This is a genomic window from Streptomyces sp. NPDC048111 (assembly GCF_043202815.1).
GTDB lineage: Bacteria > Actinomycetota > Actinomycetes > Streptomycetales > Streptomycetaceae > Streptomyces.
In genome coordinates this window covers 70,931-85,752 of the sequence record NZ_JBIDBD010000014.1, presented here as the reverse complement: position 1 = coordinate 85,752, position 14,822 = coordinate 70,931, and the positions used below count along the sequence as shown (strand labels likewise).

Sequence of the window (14,822 nt, the reverse complement as noted above, 5' to 3'; positions counted from 1 at the left end):
GCGCCGCCGCACCCGGCCCGCGTGCGGCGGCCGGGGTGCCGGTGGGCCGGGGTGCCGGATGTGCCGGTGTCTACGGCCGCCAGGACCAGGGCCGCGCGTCGACCCCCAGCCCGACGGCGAGCGCCCGCCCGCCCTGCGCGGACAGGGCGGCCGAGCCGACCGGGACGACGCCGTCGGCGCGCCTCAACACCCGCTTCCCGTCCGCCAGTTGCAGGACCCCGCGCTCGTCCGGCCCCAGCACGAACCCGCCCGCGGCGGCGACCGGCCCGTACCCGTCGAGGGCGACCCCGGTCGCGGGGCCGCCGTCCAGGCGTACGGAGGTGAGGCGCGGGGAGGCGGGCGAGCCGGGGTCCTGGCGGGCCTTTCGGGCGTCGGCGGACGTGCGGTAGAGCAGCTCCACGCCGCCACCGGAGGCGAGCGGCGCCACCGGGTCGACGGGGAGCGGCAGCCGGGACGGGACCGGGGCGAGCGGGCTGCCCGCGGCGGGCTGCGTCCAGTGGTGCACGGTGTCGGCGCCGGCCCCGAAGACGTGCACGCGTCCGCGCTGGTCGACCACGCCGCTCAGCCCCTCCTGCACGGGCCCTCCGGCCAGATCGCGCCACGGCGACCAGCCGCCGTCGGCCGCGCGCACGCGCGTACTCACGCCCCGGTCCGCGTTGCGCACGAAGAGGTGGACGCGGCCGTCCGGCGCCGCGAGGGCGAGCGGGAGCCCGATCCGCCGCCCGCGGTCGTCCCCGCGCTCGGGATTGCCGAGCCCGCGCCAGGCCCCGAACTCCCCACCGGGCGCGCCCTGTTCGAGCACGACGATCTCCCGGGTGTTGGCGCCGGCCCGCCCCTGGAGCGAGGAGAACCGCAGCGCGAACAGGAGCTGCCGGCCGTCGGGCAGGCTGGCCCCGCCGAGCACGGGGGCGAGCGGCGACCCTCCCAGGTCCTCGGGTTCGCCCCAGCTGTCGTCGGGTCCGCGCCGCCATCGGACGGCCCGCAGCCCGAGCACCCCGTAGGCGGCCGAGCCGTCCGTGCCGTCCGTGCCGGACAGGACCAGGCGGGGGCCCGGGTGGCGGTGGTGGGTGGAGCGCACCCACCCCTTCCAGTTGGTCAGCGGCCGCTTCCCGCCCACGTTGTAGTCCCCGCACCCGCCGGGGTTGCCGCACTGCCACTCCTTGTCGCCCCCGTACGGAACGAGGTGCGCGGCCTTCTCGGCGAGCACCCTCGGGGGGAGGTTCTTGGGCCAGTGGCGGTTGTAGTAGGCGCGGTAGGCGGTGGCGAGGAAGGCGTGGCCCTGCTCGGCGTGCCGGATCAGCGCGGCCCAGGCGAAGGAGGCGGCGGCGGTGTGGTCGGCGTGGTCGGAGTACCCGGGCTGCTCGGAGTCGTGCGCGCGGTCGGCGGGTGAGCTGTGCTGGATGTCCGGGTCGGGGTCGAGGGTCTGGACGAGGGTGGGGGAGTGGTCGGCGAGCAGCCCGGCCAGCACGTCCACGAGGCCGTCGTAGGTGTACGGCTCGGCCCGGGTCAGCGGGGACCCCTCGGCGATGACGACGGGCAGCTGGAGGCGGTGGTCCGCCCACAGGCTCGGCAGCCCCATCCGCCCGCCGAGCGGGGTGTGCATGGCGGTGTTCAGGAACACCAACTCCACGCTGCGGCCCCGGTGTTGGAGCCGGTTGACCTCGGCGCGGTGGCCGCCGCGCAGCTCGGCGACGGACTTCTGCCAGGGCGCGTACTTGTCGAGCCCGAGCAGGGTGGCGTACGCCTGCCGCAGCCCCTGGTGCCGGGCGGAGGAGTAGGCGGCCTTGTCGTACACGCGCGGTCCGGTGTCGCTGACCACCCGGTTGTCCCCGTTGGCCTCGCCCCCGGTGACGTACACGCTCACGAGCGGCACTCCGGAGTCCAGGGCGTGCTGGGTGTCCGGGTTCATGAAGTACAGGTCGTCGTCGGGGTGGGCGAGGATCTGGAGGAGCAGGGGTCTGCGGGGCGGCGCCCCGAGCGGCTCGGGCCCGCCCGTCGTGCGCCCGCGCGCGGGGGCGCACCCCGCCAGTGCGGCGGTGACCCCGGCCGCCGCGACACCACCCAGCACGGTCCGTCGCCCCGGCCCTGAGGACCCGCCCGTCTCGCCCACGTACATCCCGTCCACCAGTTCCCTTTCGCGGACCCCGGGGTCGCGCGCGCCCTGTGAGACGGGGGAGCGGGGGGCGGGGTTGCGTGCGAGCGGGACGGGCTTCGGGCGCTGTGGCGGGGAATCCCCAACTGGGCCTGCATCAGGGCGAGTTGGGCACAGTGCCTTGTGTCTGTCGGCCATGGCGGGCCGGCCCGGGCGGGGCCGGGGGTGGGGGGCTCGGAGGGTCCGGGGCGGGCGGGGTGCGGCGGGGTGCCGCGAGCCGGATGCGTGAGCAGGTGTGACGTGGGGTACGCTTCCCGGCTGCGATTGGCCAGGCCCCCGCCCCGTGTGGCAGACTGTCGGGGTTGCTCGGTTGAGTGCCGATGCTGCGCGCCTCCCGCCGGGAGGACCGGAAGCGAGTCCCACAGTACTCGTCGTCCCTACTGGGGCGGACGTACGGGAATCTTCCGGGAAGTGTCAGCGGGGCTCCGGCCAGGCGTCCGGTGGGTGTTCTGCCCCCGATTGCGAGGTCCTGTGGCCCGCATCCCCTTGGTTGGGAAATCCCTTATGGGGTTTCTGCGTAGAGGGAGTGCGACACGCCCGACCGCGTGGGTCGGAGGTGGGAGTCATCAGATCCCCCGGGTTCCAGAGCGTTACGAGACAAAGGACTACTAGGTAGCCATGGCGGGACAGAAGATCCGCATCCGGCTCAAGGCCTACGACCACGAGGTCATCGACTCCTCGGCGAAGAAGATCGTCGAGACGGTGACCCGCACTGGTGCGTCGGTCGCGGGCCCGGTGCCGCTGCCCACTGAGAAGAACGTGTACTGCGTCATCAAGTCGCCGCACAAGTACAAGGACTCTCGCGAGCACTTCGAGATGCGCACCCACAAGCGCCTCATCGACATCCTCGACCCCACGCCGAAGACGGTTGACTCGCTGATGCGTCTCGACCTGCCGGCCGGCGTCGACATCGAGATCAAGCTCTGAAGGGACGGGCCGAGATGAGCAAGAACATCAAGGGCGTCCTGGGCGAGAAGCTCGGCATGACCCAGGTCTGGGACGAGAACAACCGCGTCGTCCCGGTCACCGTCGTCAAGGCCGGGCCGTGCGTCGTGACGCAGGTTCGCACCAATGACGTCGACGGCTACGAGTCGGTCCAGATCGCCTTCGGCGAGATCGACCCGCGCAAGGTGAACAAGCCCCTCAAGGGTCACTTCGCCAAGGCCGACGTGACCCCGCGCCGCCACCTGGTGGAGCTCCGCACCCCTGACGCCAGCGAGTACACGCTGGGCCAGGAGATCACTGCCGAGGTGTTCGAGTCCGGCGTCAAGGTCGACGTCACGGGCAAGAGCAAGGGCAAGGGCTTCGCCGGTGTCATGAAGCGTCACAACTTCAAGGGCCTGGGCGCCGGTCACGGTACCCAGCGCAAGCACCGCTCGCCCGGTTCCATCGGTGGCTGCGCCACCCCTGGCCGTGTGTTCAAGGGCCTCCGCATGGCGGGTCGCATGGGCAACGAGCGCGTGACCACCCAGAACCTGACCGTCCACGCTGTTGACGCGGAGAAGGGTCTGCTGCTCATCAAGGGCGCGGTCCCCGGTCCGAACGGCGGCCTCGTCCTGGTCCGTACCGCGGCCAAGGGGGCCTGAGGTAACGATGAGCACCATTGACATCCTTTCGCCGGCAGGCGACAAGGCCGGGACCGTCGAGCTCCCCGCGGAGATCTTCGACGCGAAGACCAGCGTTCCGCTGATCCACCAGGTCGTCGTCGCTCAGCTGGCCGCTGCCCGTCAGGGCACGCACAAGACCAAGACCCGTGGCGAAGTCCGCGGTGGTGGCAAGAAGCCCTACCGCCAGAAGGGCACCGGCCGCGCGCGTCAGGGTTCGACCCGTGCGCCGCAGTTCGCCGGCGGTGGCGTCGTCCACGGCCCGCAGCCGCGTGACTACTCGCAGCGCACCCCGAAGAAGATGAAGGTCGCCGCTCTGCGCGGTGCCCTCTCCGACCGGGCGCGCCACTCCCGCATCCACGTCGTCACCGGCGTGGTCGAGGGTTCGGCTTCCACCAAGGCCGCCAAGACGCTGTTCGGCAAGATCTCGGAGCGCAAGAACCTGCTCCTGGTCGTCGACCGCGCCGACGAGGCCGCGTGGCTGTCCGCCCGCAACCTGCCCCAGGTCCACATCCTGGAGCCGGGCCAGCTGAACACGTACGACGTGCTCGTCTCCGACGACGTGGTCTTCACCCAGGCCGCTCTCGAGTCCTTCGTGTCTGGCCCCAAGGCCGATGACAACGAGGGGAGCGAAGCCTGATGGCCGAGATCACCAGCAAGACCTTCACGGACCCGCGCGACATTCTCGTCAAGCCGGTTGTGTCCGAGAAGAGCTACGCGCTGCTCGACGAGAACAAGTACACGTTCATCGTGAAGCCGGGCTCCAACAAGACCCAGATCAAGCAGGCCGTGGAAGCGGTCTTCTCGGTCAAGGTCACCGGGGTCAACACGATCAACCGCCAGGGCAAGCGCAAGCGCACGAAGACCGGTTTCGGCAAGCGTGCCGACACCAAGCGCGCCATCGTGACCCTTGCTGAGGGCGACCGTATCGACATCTTCGGCCAGGCCTCCTAACGGAGCGCCCTGGTCCGAATATCGGACGAGGACTGAGAAATGGGTATCCGCAAGTACAAGCCGACGACTCCGGGCCGTCGTGGCTCCAGCGTCGCCGACTTCGTCGAGATCACGCGGTCCACGCCGGAGAAGTCGCTGGTCCGCCCCCTGCACAGCAAGGGCGGCCGTAACAACACCGGTCGTGTGACCGTCCGACACCAGGGCGGTGGCCACAAGCGCGCCTACCGCGTGATCGACTTCCGTCGTCACGACAAGGACGGCGTGCCGGCCAAGGTCGCTCACATCGAGTACGACCCGAACCGCACCGCGCGCATCGCGCTCCTGCACTACGCGGACGGCGAGAAGCGCTACATCATCGCGCCCCGTGGCCTGAGCCAGGGTGACCGCGTTGAGAACGGCCCCGGGGCCGACATCAAGCCGGGCAACAACCTGGCGCTGCGCAACATCCCGGTCGGTACGACCATCCACGCCATCGAGCTGCGTCCCGGTGGCGGCGCGAAGTTCGCCCGCTCCGCGGGTGCTTCGGTGCAGCTGCTGGCGAAGGAGGGCACGATGGCCCACCTTCGTATGCCGTCCGGTGAAATTCGCCTGGTCGACGCCCGCTGCCGCGCCACCATCGGTGAGGTCGGCAACGCCGAGCAGTCGAACATCAACTGGGGCAAGGCCGGCCGTATGCGCTGGAAGGGCGTCCGCCCGACCGTCCGCGGTGTCGCGATGAACCCGGTTGACCACCCGCACGGTGGTGGTGAGGGCAAGACCAGTGGTGGTCGCCACCCGGTCTCCCCGTGGGGTCAGAAGGAGGGTCGTACTCGCTCGCCGAAGAAGGCATCGAGCAAGTACATCGTCCGCCGCCGCAAGACGAACAAGAAGCGCTAGGAGCGGGTTTAGATGCCGCGCAGTCTCAAGAAGGGACCCTTCGTTGACGGCCACCTCGTGAAGAAGGTGGACGCTCAGAACGAAGCTGGTACCAAGAACGTCATCAAGACCTGGTCCCGTCGCTCGATGATCATCCCGGCCATGCTCGGCCACACGATCGCGGTGCACAACGGCAAGACCCACGTCCCGGTGTTTGTCTCCGAGTCGATGGTCGGCCACAAGCTCGGTGAGTTCTCGCCGACTCGCACCTTCCGCGGCCACGTCAAGGACGACCGGAAGTCGAAGCGCCGCTAACGCGGGGTGGAATGACCATGACAGACACTGGAAGGACAACCATGGAAGCCAGGGCCCAGGCGCGGTACATCCGCGTTACGCCCATGAAGGCCCGCCGAGTGGTGGACCTTATCCGTGGCATGGATGCCACGGAGGCTCAGGCGGTCCTGCGTTTCGCCCCGCAGGCCGCGAGCGTGCCGGTCGGCAAGGTGCTGGACAGCGCCATTGCCAACGCCGCGCACAACTACGACCACACGGACGCCTCTTCGCTGTTCATCAGCGAGGCGTTTGTGGACGAGGGCCCGACCCTGAAGCGGTTCCGTCCGCGTGCTCAGGGCCGTGCCTACCGGATCCGTAAGCGGACCAGCCACATCACCGTGGTCGTCAGCAGCAAGGAAGGAACCCGGTAATGGGCCAGAAGGTTAACCCGCATGGGTTCCGGCTCGGTATCACCACGGACTTCAAGTCCCGCTGGTACGCCGACAAGCTGTACAAGGACTACGTCAAGGAAGACGTCGCCATCCGTCGGATGATGACGTCCGGCATGGAGCGCGCCGGCATCTCGAAGGTTGAGATCGAGCGCACCCGTGACCGCGTGCGGGTGGACATCCACACCGCGCGTCCCGGCATCGTCATCGGCCGCCGTGGCGCCGAGGCCGACCGCATCCGCGGCGACCTCGAGAAGCTCACGGGCAAGCAGGTCCAGCTGAACATCCTCGAGGTCAAGAACCCCGAGATGGACGCCCAGCTGGTCGCTCAGGCCGTTGCCGAGCAGCTCTCCTCCCGCGTCTCCTTCCGTCGTGCCATGCGCAAGAGCATGCAGGGCACCATGAAGGCCGGCGCCAAGGGCATCAAGATCCAGTGCGGCGGCCGTCTCGGCGGCGCCGAGATGTCCCGCTCGGAGTTCTACCGCGAAGGCCGTGTGCCGCTGCACACCCTGCGCGCGAACATCGACTACGGCTTCTTCGAGGCCAAGACGACCTTCGGCCGCATCGGCGTGAAGGTCTGGATCTACAAGGGCGACGTCAAGAACATCGCCGAGGTTCGCGCCGAGAACGCAGCGGCCCGTGCGGGTAACCGCCCGGCCCGTGGTGGCGCCAACGACCGTCCGGCCGGTGGCCGCGGTGGTCGTGGCGGCGAGCGTGGCGGTCGCGGCCGCAAGCCGCAGCAGGCTGCGCCGGCTGCCGAGGCCCCCAAGGCCGAGGCTCCCGCCGCCGCCGCTCCGGCTGAGAGCACCGGAACGGAGGCCTGACCGAAATGCTGATCCCCCGTAGGGTCAAGCACCGCAAGCAGCACCACCCCAAGCGCCGCGGTATGGCCAAGGGTGGTACGACGGTTGCGTTCGGCGAGTACGGCATTCAGGCCCTCACGCCGGCGTACGTGACCAACCGCCAGATCGAGGCGGCTCGTATCGCGATGACCCGCCACATCAAGCGTGGCGGCAAGGTCTGGATCAACATCTACCCGGACCGCCCGCTGACGAAGAAGCCTGCCGAGACCCGCATGGGTTCCGGTAAGGGTTCTCCGGAGTGGTGGGTCGCGAACGTTCACCCGGGCCGGGTGATGTTCGAGCTGTCCTACCCGAACGAGAAGATTGCTCGTGAGGCGCTCACCCGAGCCGCTCACAAGCTCCCGATGAAGTGCCGCATCGTCCGGCGCGAGGCAGGTGAGGCGTGATGTCGGCCGGAACCAAGGCGTCCGAACTGCGCGAGCTGGGCGACGAGGAGCTTCTCGGCAAGCTCCGCGAAGCCAAGGAAGAGCTGTTCAACCTCCGCTTCCAGGCGGCGACGGGCCAGCTCGAGAACCACGGTCGGCTCAAGTCCGTCCGTAAGGACATCGCCCGGATCTACACCCTGATGCGCGAGCGCGAGCTGGGCATCGAGACGGTGGAGAGCGCCTGATGAGCGAGAAGAATGTGACTGAGACGACTGAAGCGCGCGGTTTCCGCAAGACCCGCGAGGGTCTGGTCGTCAGCGACAAGATGGACAAGACCGTCGTCGTCGCTGTCGAGGACCGTGTGAAGCACGCGCTGTACGGCAAGGTCATCCGCCGTACGAACAAGCTCAAGGCGCACGACGAGCAGAACGCTGCCGGCGTCGGCGACCGCGTCCTCATCATGGAGACGCGTCCGCTGTCGGCGAGCAAGCGCTGGCGCATCGTCGAGATCCTCGAGAAGGCCAAGTAAGGAAATTCTCTGGGGGGTTTCCCTCAGAGTGGTTCCGCCAGGCTCGGTGGGGGCCGCACCTCGCAAGAGGTCCGTGGCCCCCACCGGGAACCGGCAGACGATCAGGAGATAGACGTGATCCAGCAGGAGTCGCGACTGCGCGTCGCCGACAACACTGGTGCGAAGGAAATCCTTTGCATCCGTGTGCTCGGTGGCTCCGGTCGCCGCTACGCGGGTATCGGTGACGTCATCGTCGCCACCGTCAAGGACGCGATCCCCGGTGGCAACGTGAAGAAGGGCGACGTCGTCAAGGCTGTCGTCGTGCGCACCGTCAAGGAGCGTCGTCGTCAGGACGGCTCGTACATCCGCTTCGACGAGAACGCGGCCGTCATCCTCAAGAACGATGGCGACCCCCGCGGCACCCGCATCTTCGGCCCGGTGGGCCGGGAGCTGCGCGAGAAGAAGTTCATGAAGATCATCTCGCTCGCGCCGGAGGTGCTGTAAGCATGAAGATCAAGAAGGGCGACCTGGTTCAGGTCATCACCGGTAAGGACAAGGGCAAGCAGGGCAAGGTCATCGCGGCCTTCCCCCGCGAGGACCGCGTCCTGGTCGAGGGTGTCAACCGGGTCAAGAAGCACACGAAGGCCGGCCAGACCGCTCGCGGTTCGCAGACCGGTGGCATTGTGACGACCGAGGCCCCGATCCACGTGAGCAACGTTCAGCTCGTCGTGGAGAAGGACGGCAACAAGGTCGTCACCCGCGTCGGTTTCCGCTTCGACGACGAGGGCAACAAGATCCGCGTTGCCAAGCGGACGGGTGAGGACATCTGATGGCTACCACCACCACTCCGCGTCTCAAGACGAAGTACCGCGAGGAGATCGCGGGCAAGCTGCGTGAGGAGTTCTCGTACGAGAACGTCATGCAGGTTCCCGGCCTCGTGAAGATCGTGGTCAACATGGGTGTGGGCGACGCCGCCCGCGACTCCAAGCTGATGGACGGCGCGGTTCGCGACCTCACCACGATCACCGGCCAGAAGCCGGCCGTCACCAAGGCCCGCAAGTCCATCGCGCAGTTCAAGCTGCGTGAGGGTCAGCCGATCGGCTGCCACGTCACCCTCCGCGGTGACCGCATGTGGGAGTTCCTGGACCGTACGCTGTCGCTCGCGCTGCCGCGTATCCGTGACTTCCGTGGTCTGTCGCCGAAGCAGTTCGACGGCCGTGGCAACTACACCTTCGGTCTCACCGAGCAGGTCATGTTCCACGAGATCGACCAGGACAAGATCGACCGTACCCGGGGTATGGACATCACCGTGGTCACCACGGCGACCAACGACGACGAGGGCCGTGCGCTCCTTCGTCACCTCGGCTTCCCCTTCAAGGAGGCGTAAGCGAGATGGCGAAGAAGGCTCTCATCGCGAAGGCTGCCCGCAAGCCCAAGTTCGGTGTGCGCGCGTACACCCGCTGCCAGCGCTGCGGTCGCCCCCACTCCGTGTACCGCAAGTTCGGCCTGTGCCGCGTGTGCCTCCGTGAGATGGCTCACCGTGGCGAGCTGCCGGGCGTGACCAAGAGCTCCTGGTAATTCCCCTCTGTCCTCAGGGACTTGGGAATTATCGGAGGCTCTCGGTAAGTATCTGGTCGGCGGAGGCCCGACTCCCCATGCCGTAGGCTTGTGGGGTTGGGCGTCCGCCGCCCATAACGACTTACTACGCCGTAGGTCCCCGCACCGCACCCGTCCCGCCACTGAGTGGGGAGAGGGATGGCGCATACAGGAAACCGCGGCGAGAGAGGCCGAAGGCCGATTCATGACCATGACTGACCCGATCGCAGACATGCTCACTCGTCTGCGTAACGCTAACTCGGCGTACCACGACTCCGTCGTGATGCCGCACAGCAAGATCAAGTCGCACATCGCGGAGATCCTCCAGCAGGAGGGCTTCATCACCGGCTGGAAGGTCGAGGACGCCGAGGTCGGCAAGAACCTCGTCCTCGAGCTGAAGTTCGGGCCGAACCGTGAGCGCTCCATCGCGGGCATCAAGCGGATCTCGAAGCCCGGTCTGCGCGTGTACGCGAAGTCCACCAACCTGCCGAAGGTGCTCGGCGGCCTGGGCGTGGCGATCATCTCCACGTCGCACGGTCTGCTCACCGGTCAGCAGGCAGGCAAGAAGGGCGTAGGTGGGGAAGTCCTCGCCTACGTCTGGTAGTCGGGAACGGAGGAAAAGCTAATGTCGCGAATCGGCAAGCTCCCCATCCAGGTTCCCGCCGGTGTGGACGTCACCATCGATGGCCGTACGGTCCACGTGAAGGGCCCCAAGGGTTCCCTCACGCACGCCGTGGCGGCCCCCATCGAGATCGTGAAGGGTGAGGACGGCGTTCTGAACGTCACCCGCCCCAACGACGAGCGTCAGAACAAGGCCCTGCACGGCCTGTCCCGCACGCTGGTGGCCAACATGATCACCGGTGTGACCCAGGGATACAGCAAGGCGCTCGAGATCAGCGGTGTCGGTTACCGCGTCCAGGCGAAGGGCTCCAACCTGGAGTTCGCCCTGGGCTACAGCCACCCGATCACGGTCGAGGCCCCCGAAGGCATCACCTTCAAGGTCGAGTCGCCCACGAAGCTCAGCGTCGAGGGCATCGACAAGCAGAAGGTCGGCGAGGTCGCCGCCAACATCCGCAAGCTGCGGAAGCCCGACCCGTACAAGGCCAAGGGTGTCAAGTACGCCGGCGAAGTCATCCGCCGCAAGGTCGGAAAGGCTGGTAAGTAAGCCATGGCATACGGTGTGAAGATCGCCAAGGGCGACGCTTACAAGCGTGCCGCCAAGGCACGTCGCCACGTCCGCATCCGCAAGCACGTGTCGGGTACGGCGGAGCGTCCGCGCCTCGTCGTGACGCGTTCCAACCGCGGTATCACCGCTCAGGTCATCGACGACCTCAAGGGTCACACCCTGGCGTCGGCGTCGAACCTGGACGCGTCGATCCGTGGCGGCGAGGGCGACAAGTCCGCGCAGGCCAAGCAGGTCGGTGCCCTGGTCGCTGAGCGCGCCAAGGCCGCCGGCGTCGAGGCCGTCGTGTTCGACCGTGGTGGCAACAGGTACGCCGGGCGCATTGCCGCTCTGGCTGACGCCGCCCGCGAAGCCGGGCTGAAGTTCTAAGCCCCGGTTCCGGGACTAACGGACGTAACAGAGAGAGGTAAATCCAATGGCTGGACCCCAGCGCCGCGGAAGCGGTGCCGGTGGCGGCGAGCGGCGGGACCGGAAGGGTCGCGACGGTGGCGCTGCCGCCGAGAAGACCGCTTACGTTGAGCGCGTTGTCGCGATCAACCGCGTTGCCAAGGTTGTCAAGGGTGGTCGCCGCTTCAGCTTCACCGCGCTGGTCGTGGTGGGCGACGGTGACGGCACCGTAGGTGTCGGTTACGGCAAGGCCAAGGAAGTTCCCGCGGCCATCGCCAAGGGTGTCGAAGAGGCCAAGAAGCACTTCTTCAAGGTCCCGCGCATCCAGGGCACCATCCCGCACCCGATCCAGGGCGAGAAGGCGGCCGGCGTTGTCCTGCTGAAGCCTGCTTCCCCCGGTACCGGTGTTATCGCCGGTGGCCCGGTGCGCGCGGTGCTCGAGTGCGCCGGCGTCCACGACATCCTGTCGAAGTCGCTCGGCTCCGACAACGCGATCAACATCGTGCACGCGACCGTGGCGGCCCTTCAGGGCCTGCAGCGTCCCGAGGAGATCGCGGCCCGCCGTGGTCTGCCCCTCGAGGACGTCGCCCCCGCGGCTCTGCTCCGTGCGCGTGCTGGGGCGGGTGCGTAATGTCCCGTCTCAAGATCACGCAGACGAAGTCGTACATCGGTAGCAAGCAGAACCACCGCGACACCCTGCGTTCGCTCGGGCTCAAGCGCCTGAACGACACGGTTGTCAAGGAGGACCGTCCCGAGTTCCGCGGCATGGTGCACACCGTCCGCCACCTCGTGACGGTTGAGGAGGTCGACTGACATGGCGGAGCAGAACCCGCTGAAGGTCCACAACCTCCGGCCCGCCCCGGGCGCCAAGACCGCCAAGACCCGTGTGGGTCGTGGTGAGGCGTCCAAGGGTAAGACCGCAGGTCGTGGTACCAAGGGCACCAAGGCTCGTTACCAGGTGCCGGAGCGCTTCGAGGGTGGGCAGATGCCCCTCCACATGCGTCTCCCGAAGCTCAAGGGCTTCAAGAACCCGTTCCGCACCGAGTACCAGGTGGTCAACCTGGACAAGCTCGGCGCTCTCTACCCCGAGGGTGGAGAGGTCACGGTGGCCGACCTGGTCGCCAAGGGCGCGGTGCGCAAGAACAGCCTCGTCAAGGTCCTGGGCCAGGGCGAGATCTCCGTGGCGCTGCAGGTGACGGTCGATGCCGTCTCCGGCTCCGCCAAGGAGAAGATTGCCGCCGCCGGCGGCACCGTCACCGAGCTTGTCTGAGACAGCTTGATGGCTTGAACATCCGACCGGGGATGCCTCTCAAATGGGGCATCCCCGGTTGGTCGTTCCTAGGGGGGCACGGTCGCCGGTAAGGTGGCGTGCACTGTCTAAGTTCCGTGCTGTGTGCCTGGACGGCTACGGCACGGATTTTTGGCAGATCAAGACTTCTTTCCTTATTCGTCGATCCTCAAGACCGTCACCCTGACGCACTTGCGCGGGGGTCGCAGGAGGCACCGTGCTCACCGCGTTCGCCCAGGCGTTCAAGACGCCTGACCTGCGCAAGAAGCTGCTCTTCACACTCGGCATCATCGTCGTCTACCGGCTCGGTACGCACATCCCGATGCCCGGGGTGAGCTACAAGAACGTACAGACCTGTGTCGACCAGGCCCAGCAGAACAGCGGCCTGTTCAGTCTGGTGAACATGTTCAGCGGCGGTGCGCTGCTGCAGATCACGATCTTCGCGCTCGGCATCATGCCGTACATCACGGCGAGCATCATCCTGCAGCTGCTGACCGTGGTGATCCCGCGCCTGGAAGCCCTCAAGAAGGAGGGCCAGGCCGGCACCGCGAAGATCACGCAGTACACGCGTTACCTGACCGTGGCGCTGGCGATCCTCCAGGGCACCGGCCTCGTCGCCACCGCCCGCAACGGCGCGCTGTTCAGCGGCTGCCAGGTCGCCACCGAGATCATCCCGAACCGGTCGATCTTCACGACGATCACGATGGTCATCACGATGACCGCCGGCACCGCGTGCGTCATGTGGCTCGGCGAGATCATCACCGACCGCGGGATCGGCAACGGCATGTCGATCCTGATGTTCATCTCGATCGCCGCCAGCTTCCCGAGCTCCCTGTGGGCCATCAAGAAGCAGGGTCACCTGGCCGGTGGCTGGATCGAGTTCGGCACCGTGGTCCTGGTGGGCCTGGTCATGGTCGGGCTCGTGGTCTTCGTCGAACAGGCCCAGCGACGCATCCCGGTGCAGTACGCGAAGCGCATGATCGGCCGCCGTTCCTACGGGGGGACCTCGACCTACATCCCGCTGAAGGTCAACCAGGCCGGTGTGATCCCGGTCATCTTCGCCTCGTCGCTGCTCTACATCCCGGCCCTGATCGTCCAGTTCTCGAACTCGACGGCCGGCTGGGCGACCTGGATCAAGGACAACTTGACCAAGGGCGACCATCCTTACTACATCGTCAGCTACTTCCTCCTGATCGTTTTCTTCGCCTTCTTCTACGTGGCGATCTCGTTCAACCCCGAGGAAGTCGCCGACAACATGAAGAAGTATGGTGGCTTCATCCCGGGCATCCGGGCTGGCCGACCGACCGCTGAGTACCTGAGCTACGTACTCAACCGGATCACCTGGCCGGGGTCGCTGTATCTGGGGCTGATCGCGCTCGTACCGACAATGGCGTTGATCATCTTCGGCGGTGTCCAGAGCTTCCCGCTCGGCGGGACGAGCATCCTCATCATCGTGGGTGTCGGCCTGGAGACCGTTAAGCAGATCGAGAGCCAGCTTCAGCAGCGCAATTACGAAGGGTTCCTCCGCTGATGCGAATCGTCCTCGTTGGACCGCCCGGTGCGGGCAAGGGAACGCAGGCCGCGTTCCTTGCCAAGAACCTGGCGATCCCGCACATCTCCACGGGCGACCTCTTCCGTGCCAACATCAGCCAGGGCACGGACCTGGGCAAGGCAGCCAAGGCGTACATGGACGCCGGCAACCTGGTGCCGGACGAGATCACCATCGGGATGGCCAAGGACCGCATGGAAGCGCCGGACGCCGAGAACGGCTTCCTGCTCGACGGCTTCCCGCGCAACGTGGTGCAGGCCGAGGCGCTCGACGAGGTCCTGAAGGCGGACGGCGTGAAGCTGGACGCCGTGCTCGATCTCGAAGTACCCGAGGACGAGGTCGTCAAGCGGATCGCCGGCCGGCGGATCTGCCGCAAGCAGAGCGCGCACGTCTTCCACGTCGTGTACAACGCCCCCCAGCAGGAGGGCGTCTGCGACGAGTGCGGCGGCGAGCTGTACCAGCGCGACGACGACACCGAGGAGACCGTGCGCAAGCGGCTCGAGGTCTACCACAGCGAGACCGAGCCGATCATCGACTACTACCGGGCGCAGGGGCTGGTCATCACCATCTCCGCGCTCGGCAAGGTGGACGAGGTCACGACGAAGGCGATGGACGCGCTGCGCCGCGAAGCGGCGTAGCCCTCGCCCGCGGCGCCCTCACGGCCGCGGTGCCCCCTCACGGGGGTGCCGCGGCCGTTTCGCGTTCGGTCCCGGCGTGGCTCGGGGCGGGTAGGGGGTGGGCGAGACGCCGTATCGTTGGGGGTGACCCGTACCTGTCCAGAAAGGCGTGAGCCGCA

Annotated in this window: 24 protein-coding genes; 23 read left to right on the top strand and 1 reads right to left on the bottom strand. The window is 67.5% G+C overall.

Features of this window, described 5'->3' with window-relative positions; genetic code table 11:
* Nucleotides 1-70: 70 nt before the first annotated feature.
* Nucleotides 71-2,116 (bottom strand): PIG-L family deacetylase, encoded by a 2,046-nt coding sequence (locus ACGF3I_RS22265; RefSeq protein ID WP_393134717.1) that lies wholly within the window; start codon nt 2,114-2,116, stop codon nt 71-73.
* A gap of 654 nt (nt 2,117-2,770) precedes the next feature.
* Here ACGF3I_RS22265 and rpsJ point away from each other — a divergent pair.
* From rpsJ to ACGF3I_RS22150, 23 genes are all read left to right on the top strand, one after another.
* Nucleotides 2,771-3,079, top strand: a complete 309-nt coding sequence (rpsJ, locus tag ACGF3I_RS22260; protein WP_003948644.1) for a 30S ribosomal protein S10 — start codon at nt 2,771-2,773, stop codon at nt 3,077-3,079.
* A 14-nt stretch (nt 3,080-3,093) separates the two neighbouring features.
* Nucleotides 3,094-3,738 carry a 50S ribosomal protein L3 gene (gene rplC / locus ACGF3I_RS22255; protein WP_114037188.1) on the top strand — a complete coding sequence of 215 codons (645 nt, stop codon included), beginning with the start codon at nt 3,094-3,096 and terminating at the stop codon, nt 3,736-3,738.
* Nucleotides 3,739-3,745: 7 nt separating this feature from the next.
* Nucleotides 3,746-4,396, top strand: coding sequence for a 50S ribosomal protein L4 (gene rplD / locus ACGF3I_RS22250; RefSeq protein ID WP_393134576.1), 651 nt, complete (start codon nt 3,746-3,748; stop codon nt 4,394-4,396).
* Nucleotides 4,396-4,710, top strand: coding sequence for a 50S ribosomal protein L23 (rplW, locus tag ACGF3I_RS22245; RefSeq protein WP_053727606.1), 315 nt, complete (start codon nt 4,396-4,398; stop codon nt 4,708-4,710). The genes rplD and rplW overlap by 1 nt, the downstream gene beginning before the upstream one ends.
* A 39-nt stretch (nt 4,711-4,749) precedes the next feature.
* A complete protein-coding gene (gene rplB, locus ACGF3I_RS22240) occupies nt 4,750-5,586 on the top strand; it encodes a 50S ribosomal protein L2 (RefSeq protein WP_114037186.1) in 837 nt (278 codons plus the stop codon).
* Between the two features lie 12 nt (nt 5,587-5,598).
* The gene (gene rpsS, locus ACGF3I_RS22235) at nt 5,599-5,880 is read left to right on the top strand and encodes a 30S ribosomal protein S19 (protein ID WP_100578122.1); all 282 of its coding nucleotides are present in this window, start codon (nt 5,599-5,601) and stop codon (nt 5,878-5,880) included.
* Between the two features lie 41 nt (nt 5,881-5,921).
* Nucleotides 5,922-6,269, top strand: a complete 348-nt coding sequence (gene rplV, locus ACGF3I_RS22230; protein ID WP_030359020.1) for a 50S ribosomal protein L22 — start codon at nt 5,922-5,924, stop codon at nt 6,267-6,269.
* A complete protein-coding gene (gene rpsC / locus ACGF3I_RS22225) occupies nt 6,269-7,111 on the top strand; it encodes a 30S ribosomal protein S3 (RefSeq protein WP_053727609.1) in 843 nt (280 codons plus the stop codon). The genes rplV and rpsC overlap by 1 nt, the downstream gene beginning before the upstream one ends.
* A 5-nt stretch (nt 7,112-7,116) precedes the next feature.
* Nucleotides 7,117-7,536: a 50S ribosomal protein L16 gene (rplP, locus tag ACGF3I_RS22220; RefSeq protein WP_053727610.1), complete on the top strand. Its 420-nt coding sequence runs from the start codon at nt 7,117-7,119 to the stop codon at nt 7,534-7,536.
* Nucleotides 7,536-7,760, top strand: a complete 225-nt coding sequence (gene rpmC, locus ACGF3I_RS22215; RefSeq protein ID WP_100578218.1) for a 50S ribosomal protein L29 — start codon at nt 7,536-7,538, stop codon at nt 7,758-7,760. The genes rplP and rpmC overlap by 1 nt, the downstream gene beginning before the upstream one ends.
* Nucleotides 7,760-8,044 (top strand): 30S ribosomal protein S17, encoded by a 285-nt coding sequence (rpsQ, locus tag ACGF3I_RS22210; protein WP_100578124.1) that lies wholly within the window; start codon nt 7,760-7,762, stop codon nt 8,042-8,044. The genes rpmC and rpsQ overlap by 1 nt, the downstream gene beginning before the upstream one ends.
* Before the next feature lie 114 nt (nt 8,045-8,158).
* Nucleotides 8,159-8,527: a 50S ribosomal protein L14 gene (rplN, locus tag ACGF3I_RS22205; RefSeq protein ID WP_053727611.1), complete on the top strand. Its 369-nt coding sequence runs from the start codon at nt 8,159-8,161 to the stop codon at nt 8,525-8,527.
* Nucleotides 8,528-8,529: 2 nt separating this feature from the next.
* Nucleotides 8,530-8,853, top strand: a complete 324-nt coding sequence (rplX, locus tag ACGF3I_RS22200; protein ID WP_053727612.1) for a 50S ribosomal protein L24 — start codon at nt 8,530-8,532, stop codon at nt 8,851-8,853.
* Nucleotides 8,853-9,410 (top strand): 50S ribosomal protein L5, encoded by a 558-nt coding sequence (gene rplE / locus ACGF3I_RS22195; protein ID WP_053727613.1) that lies wholly within the window; start codon nt 8,853-8,855, stop codon nt 9,408-9,410. Before rplX ends, rplE begins: the two co-directional genes overlap by 1 nt.
* Before the next feature lie 5 nt (nt 9,411-9,415).
* Nucleotides 9,416-9,601 carry a type Z 30S ribosomal protein S14 gene (locus tag ACGF3I_RS22190; RefSeq protein ID WP_003956452.1) on the top strand — a complete coding sequence of 62 codons (186 nt, stop codon included), beginning with the start codon at nt 9,416-9,418 and terminating at the stop codon, nt 9,599-9,601.
* 223 nt (nt 9,602-9,824) lie between these two features.
* The gene (rpsH, locus tag ACGF3I_RS22185) at nt 9,825-10,223 is read left to right on the top strand and encodes a 30S ribosomal protein S8 (protein WP_003966947.1); all 399 of its coding nucleotides are present in this window, start codon (nt 9,825-9,827) and stop codon (nt 10,221-10,223) included.
* A gap of 21 nt (nt 10,224-10,244) precedes the next feature.
* Nucleotides 10,245-10,784 carry a 50S ribosomal protein L6 gene (rplF, locus tag ACGF3I_RS22180; RefSeq protein ID WP_393134571.1) on the top strand — a complete coding sequence of 180 codons (540 nt, stop codon included), beginning with the start codon at nt 10,245-10,247 and terminating at the stop codon, nt 10,782-10,784.
* 3 nt (nt 10,785-10,787) lie between these two features.
* Nucleotides 10,788-11,171 (top strand): 50S ribosomal protein L18, encoded by a 384-nt coding sequence (gene rplR, locus ACGF3I_RS22175; protein WP_114037183.1) that lies wholly within the window; start codon nt 10,788-10,790, stop codon nt 11,169-11,171.
* 46 nt (nt 11,172-11,217) lie between these two features.
* Nucleotides 11,218-11,820, top strand: coding sequence for a 30S ribosomal protein S5 (gene rpsE, locus ACGF3I_RS22170; RefSeq protein WP_030351447.1), 603 nt, complete (start codon nt 11,218-11,220; stop codon nt 11,818-11,820).
* Nucleotides 11,820-12,002, top strand: coding sequence for a 50S ribosomal protein L30 (gene rpmD / locus ACGF3I_RS22165; RefSeq protein WP_393134569.1), 183 nt, complete (start codon nt 11,820-11,822; stop codon nt 12,000-12,002). Before rpsE ends, rpmD begins: the two co-directional genes overlap by 1 nt.
* 1 nt (nt 12,003) lies before the next feature.
* A complete protein-coding gene (gene rplO, locus ACGF3I_RS22160) occupies nt 12,004-12,459 on the top strand; it encodes a 50S ribosomal protein L15 (RefSeq protein WP_114037182.1) in 456 nt (151 codons plus the stop codon).
* Nucleotides 12,460-12,694: 235 nt separating this feature from the next.
* Complete coding sequence (secY, locus tag ACGF3I_RS22155) at nt 12,695-14,008, top strand: preprotein translocase subunit SecY (protein WP_393134567.1); 1,314 nt, start codon at nt 12,695-12,697, stop codon at nt 14,006-14,008.
* On the top strand, nt 14,008-14,664 hold the full coding sequence (locus ACGF3I_RS22150; RefSeq protein WP_393134565.1) for an adenylate kinase: 657 nt from the start codon (nt 14,008-14,010) through the stop codon (nt 14,662-14,664). Before secY ends, ACGF3I_RS22150 begins: the two co-directional genes overlap by 1 nt.
* The last annotated feature ends 158 nt before the right edge of the window (nt 14,665-14,822 follow it).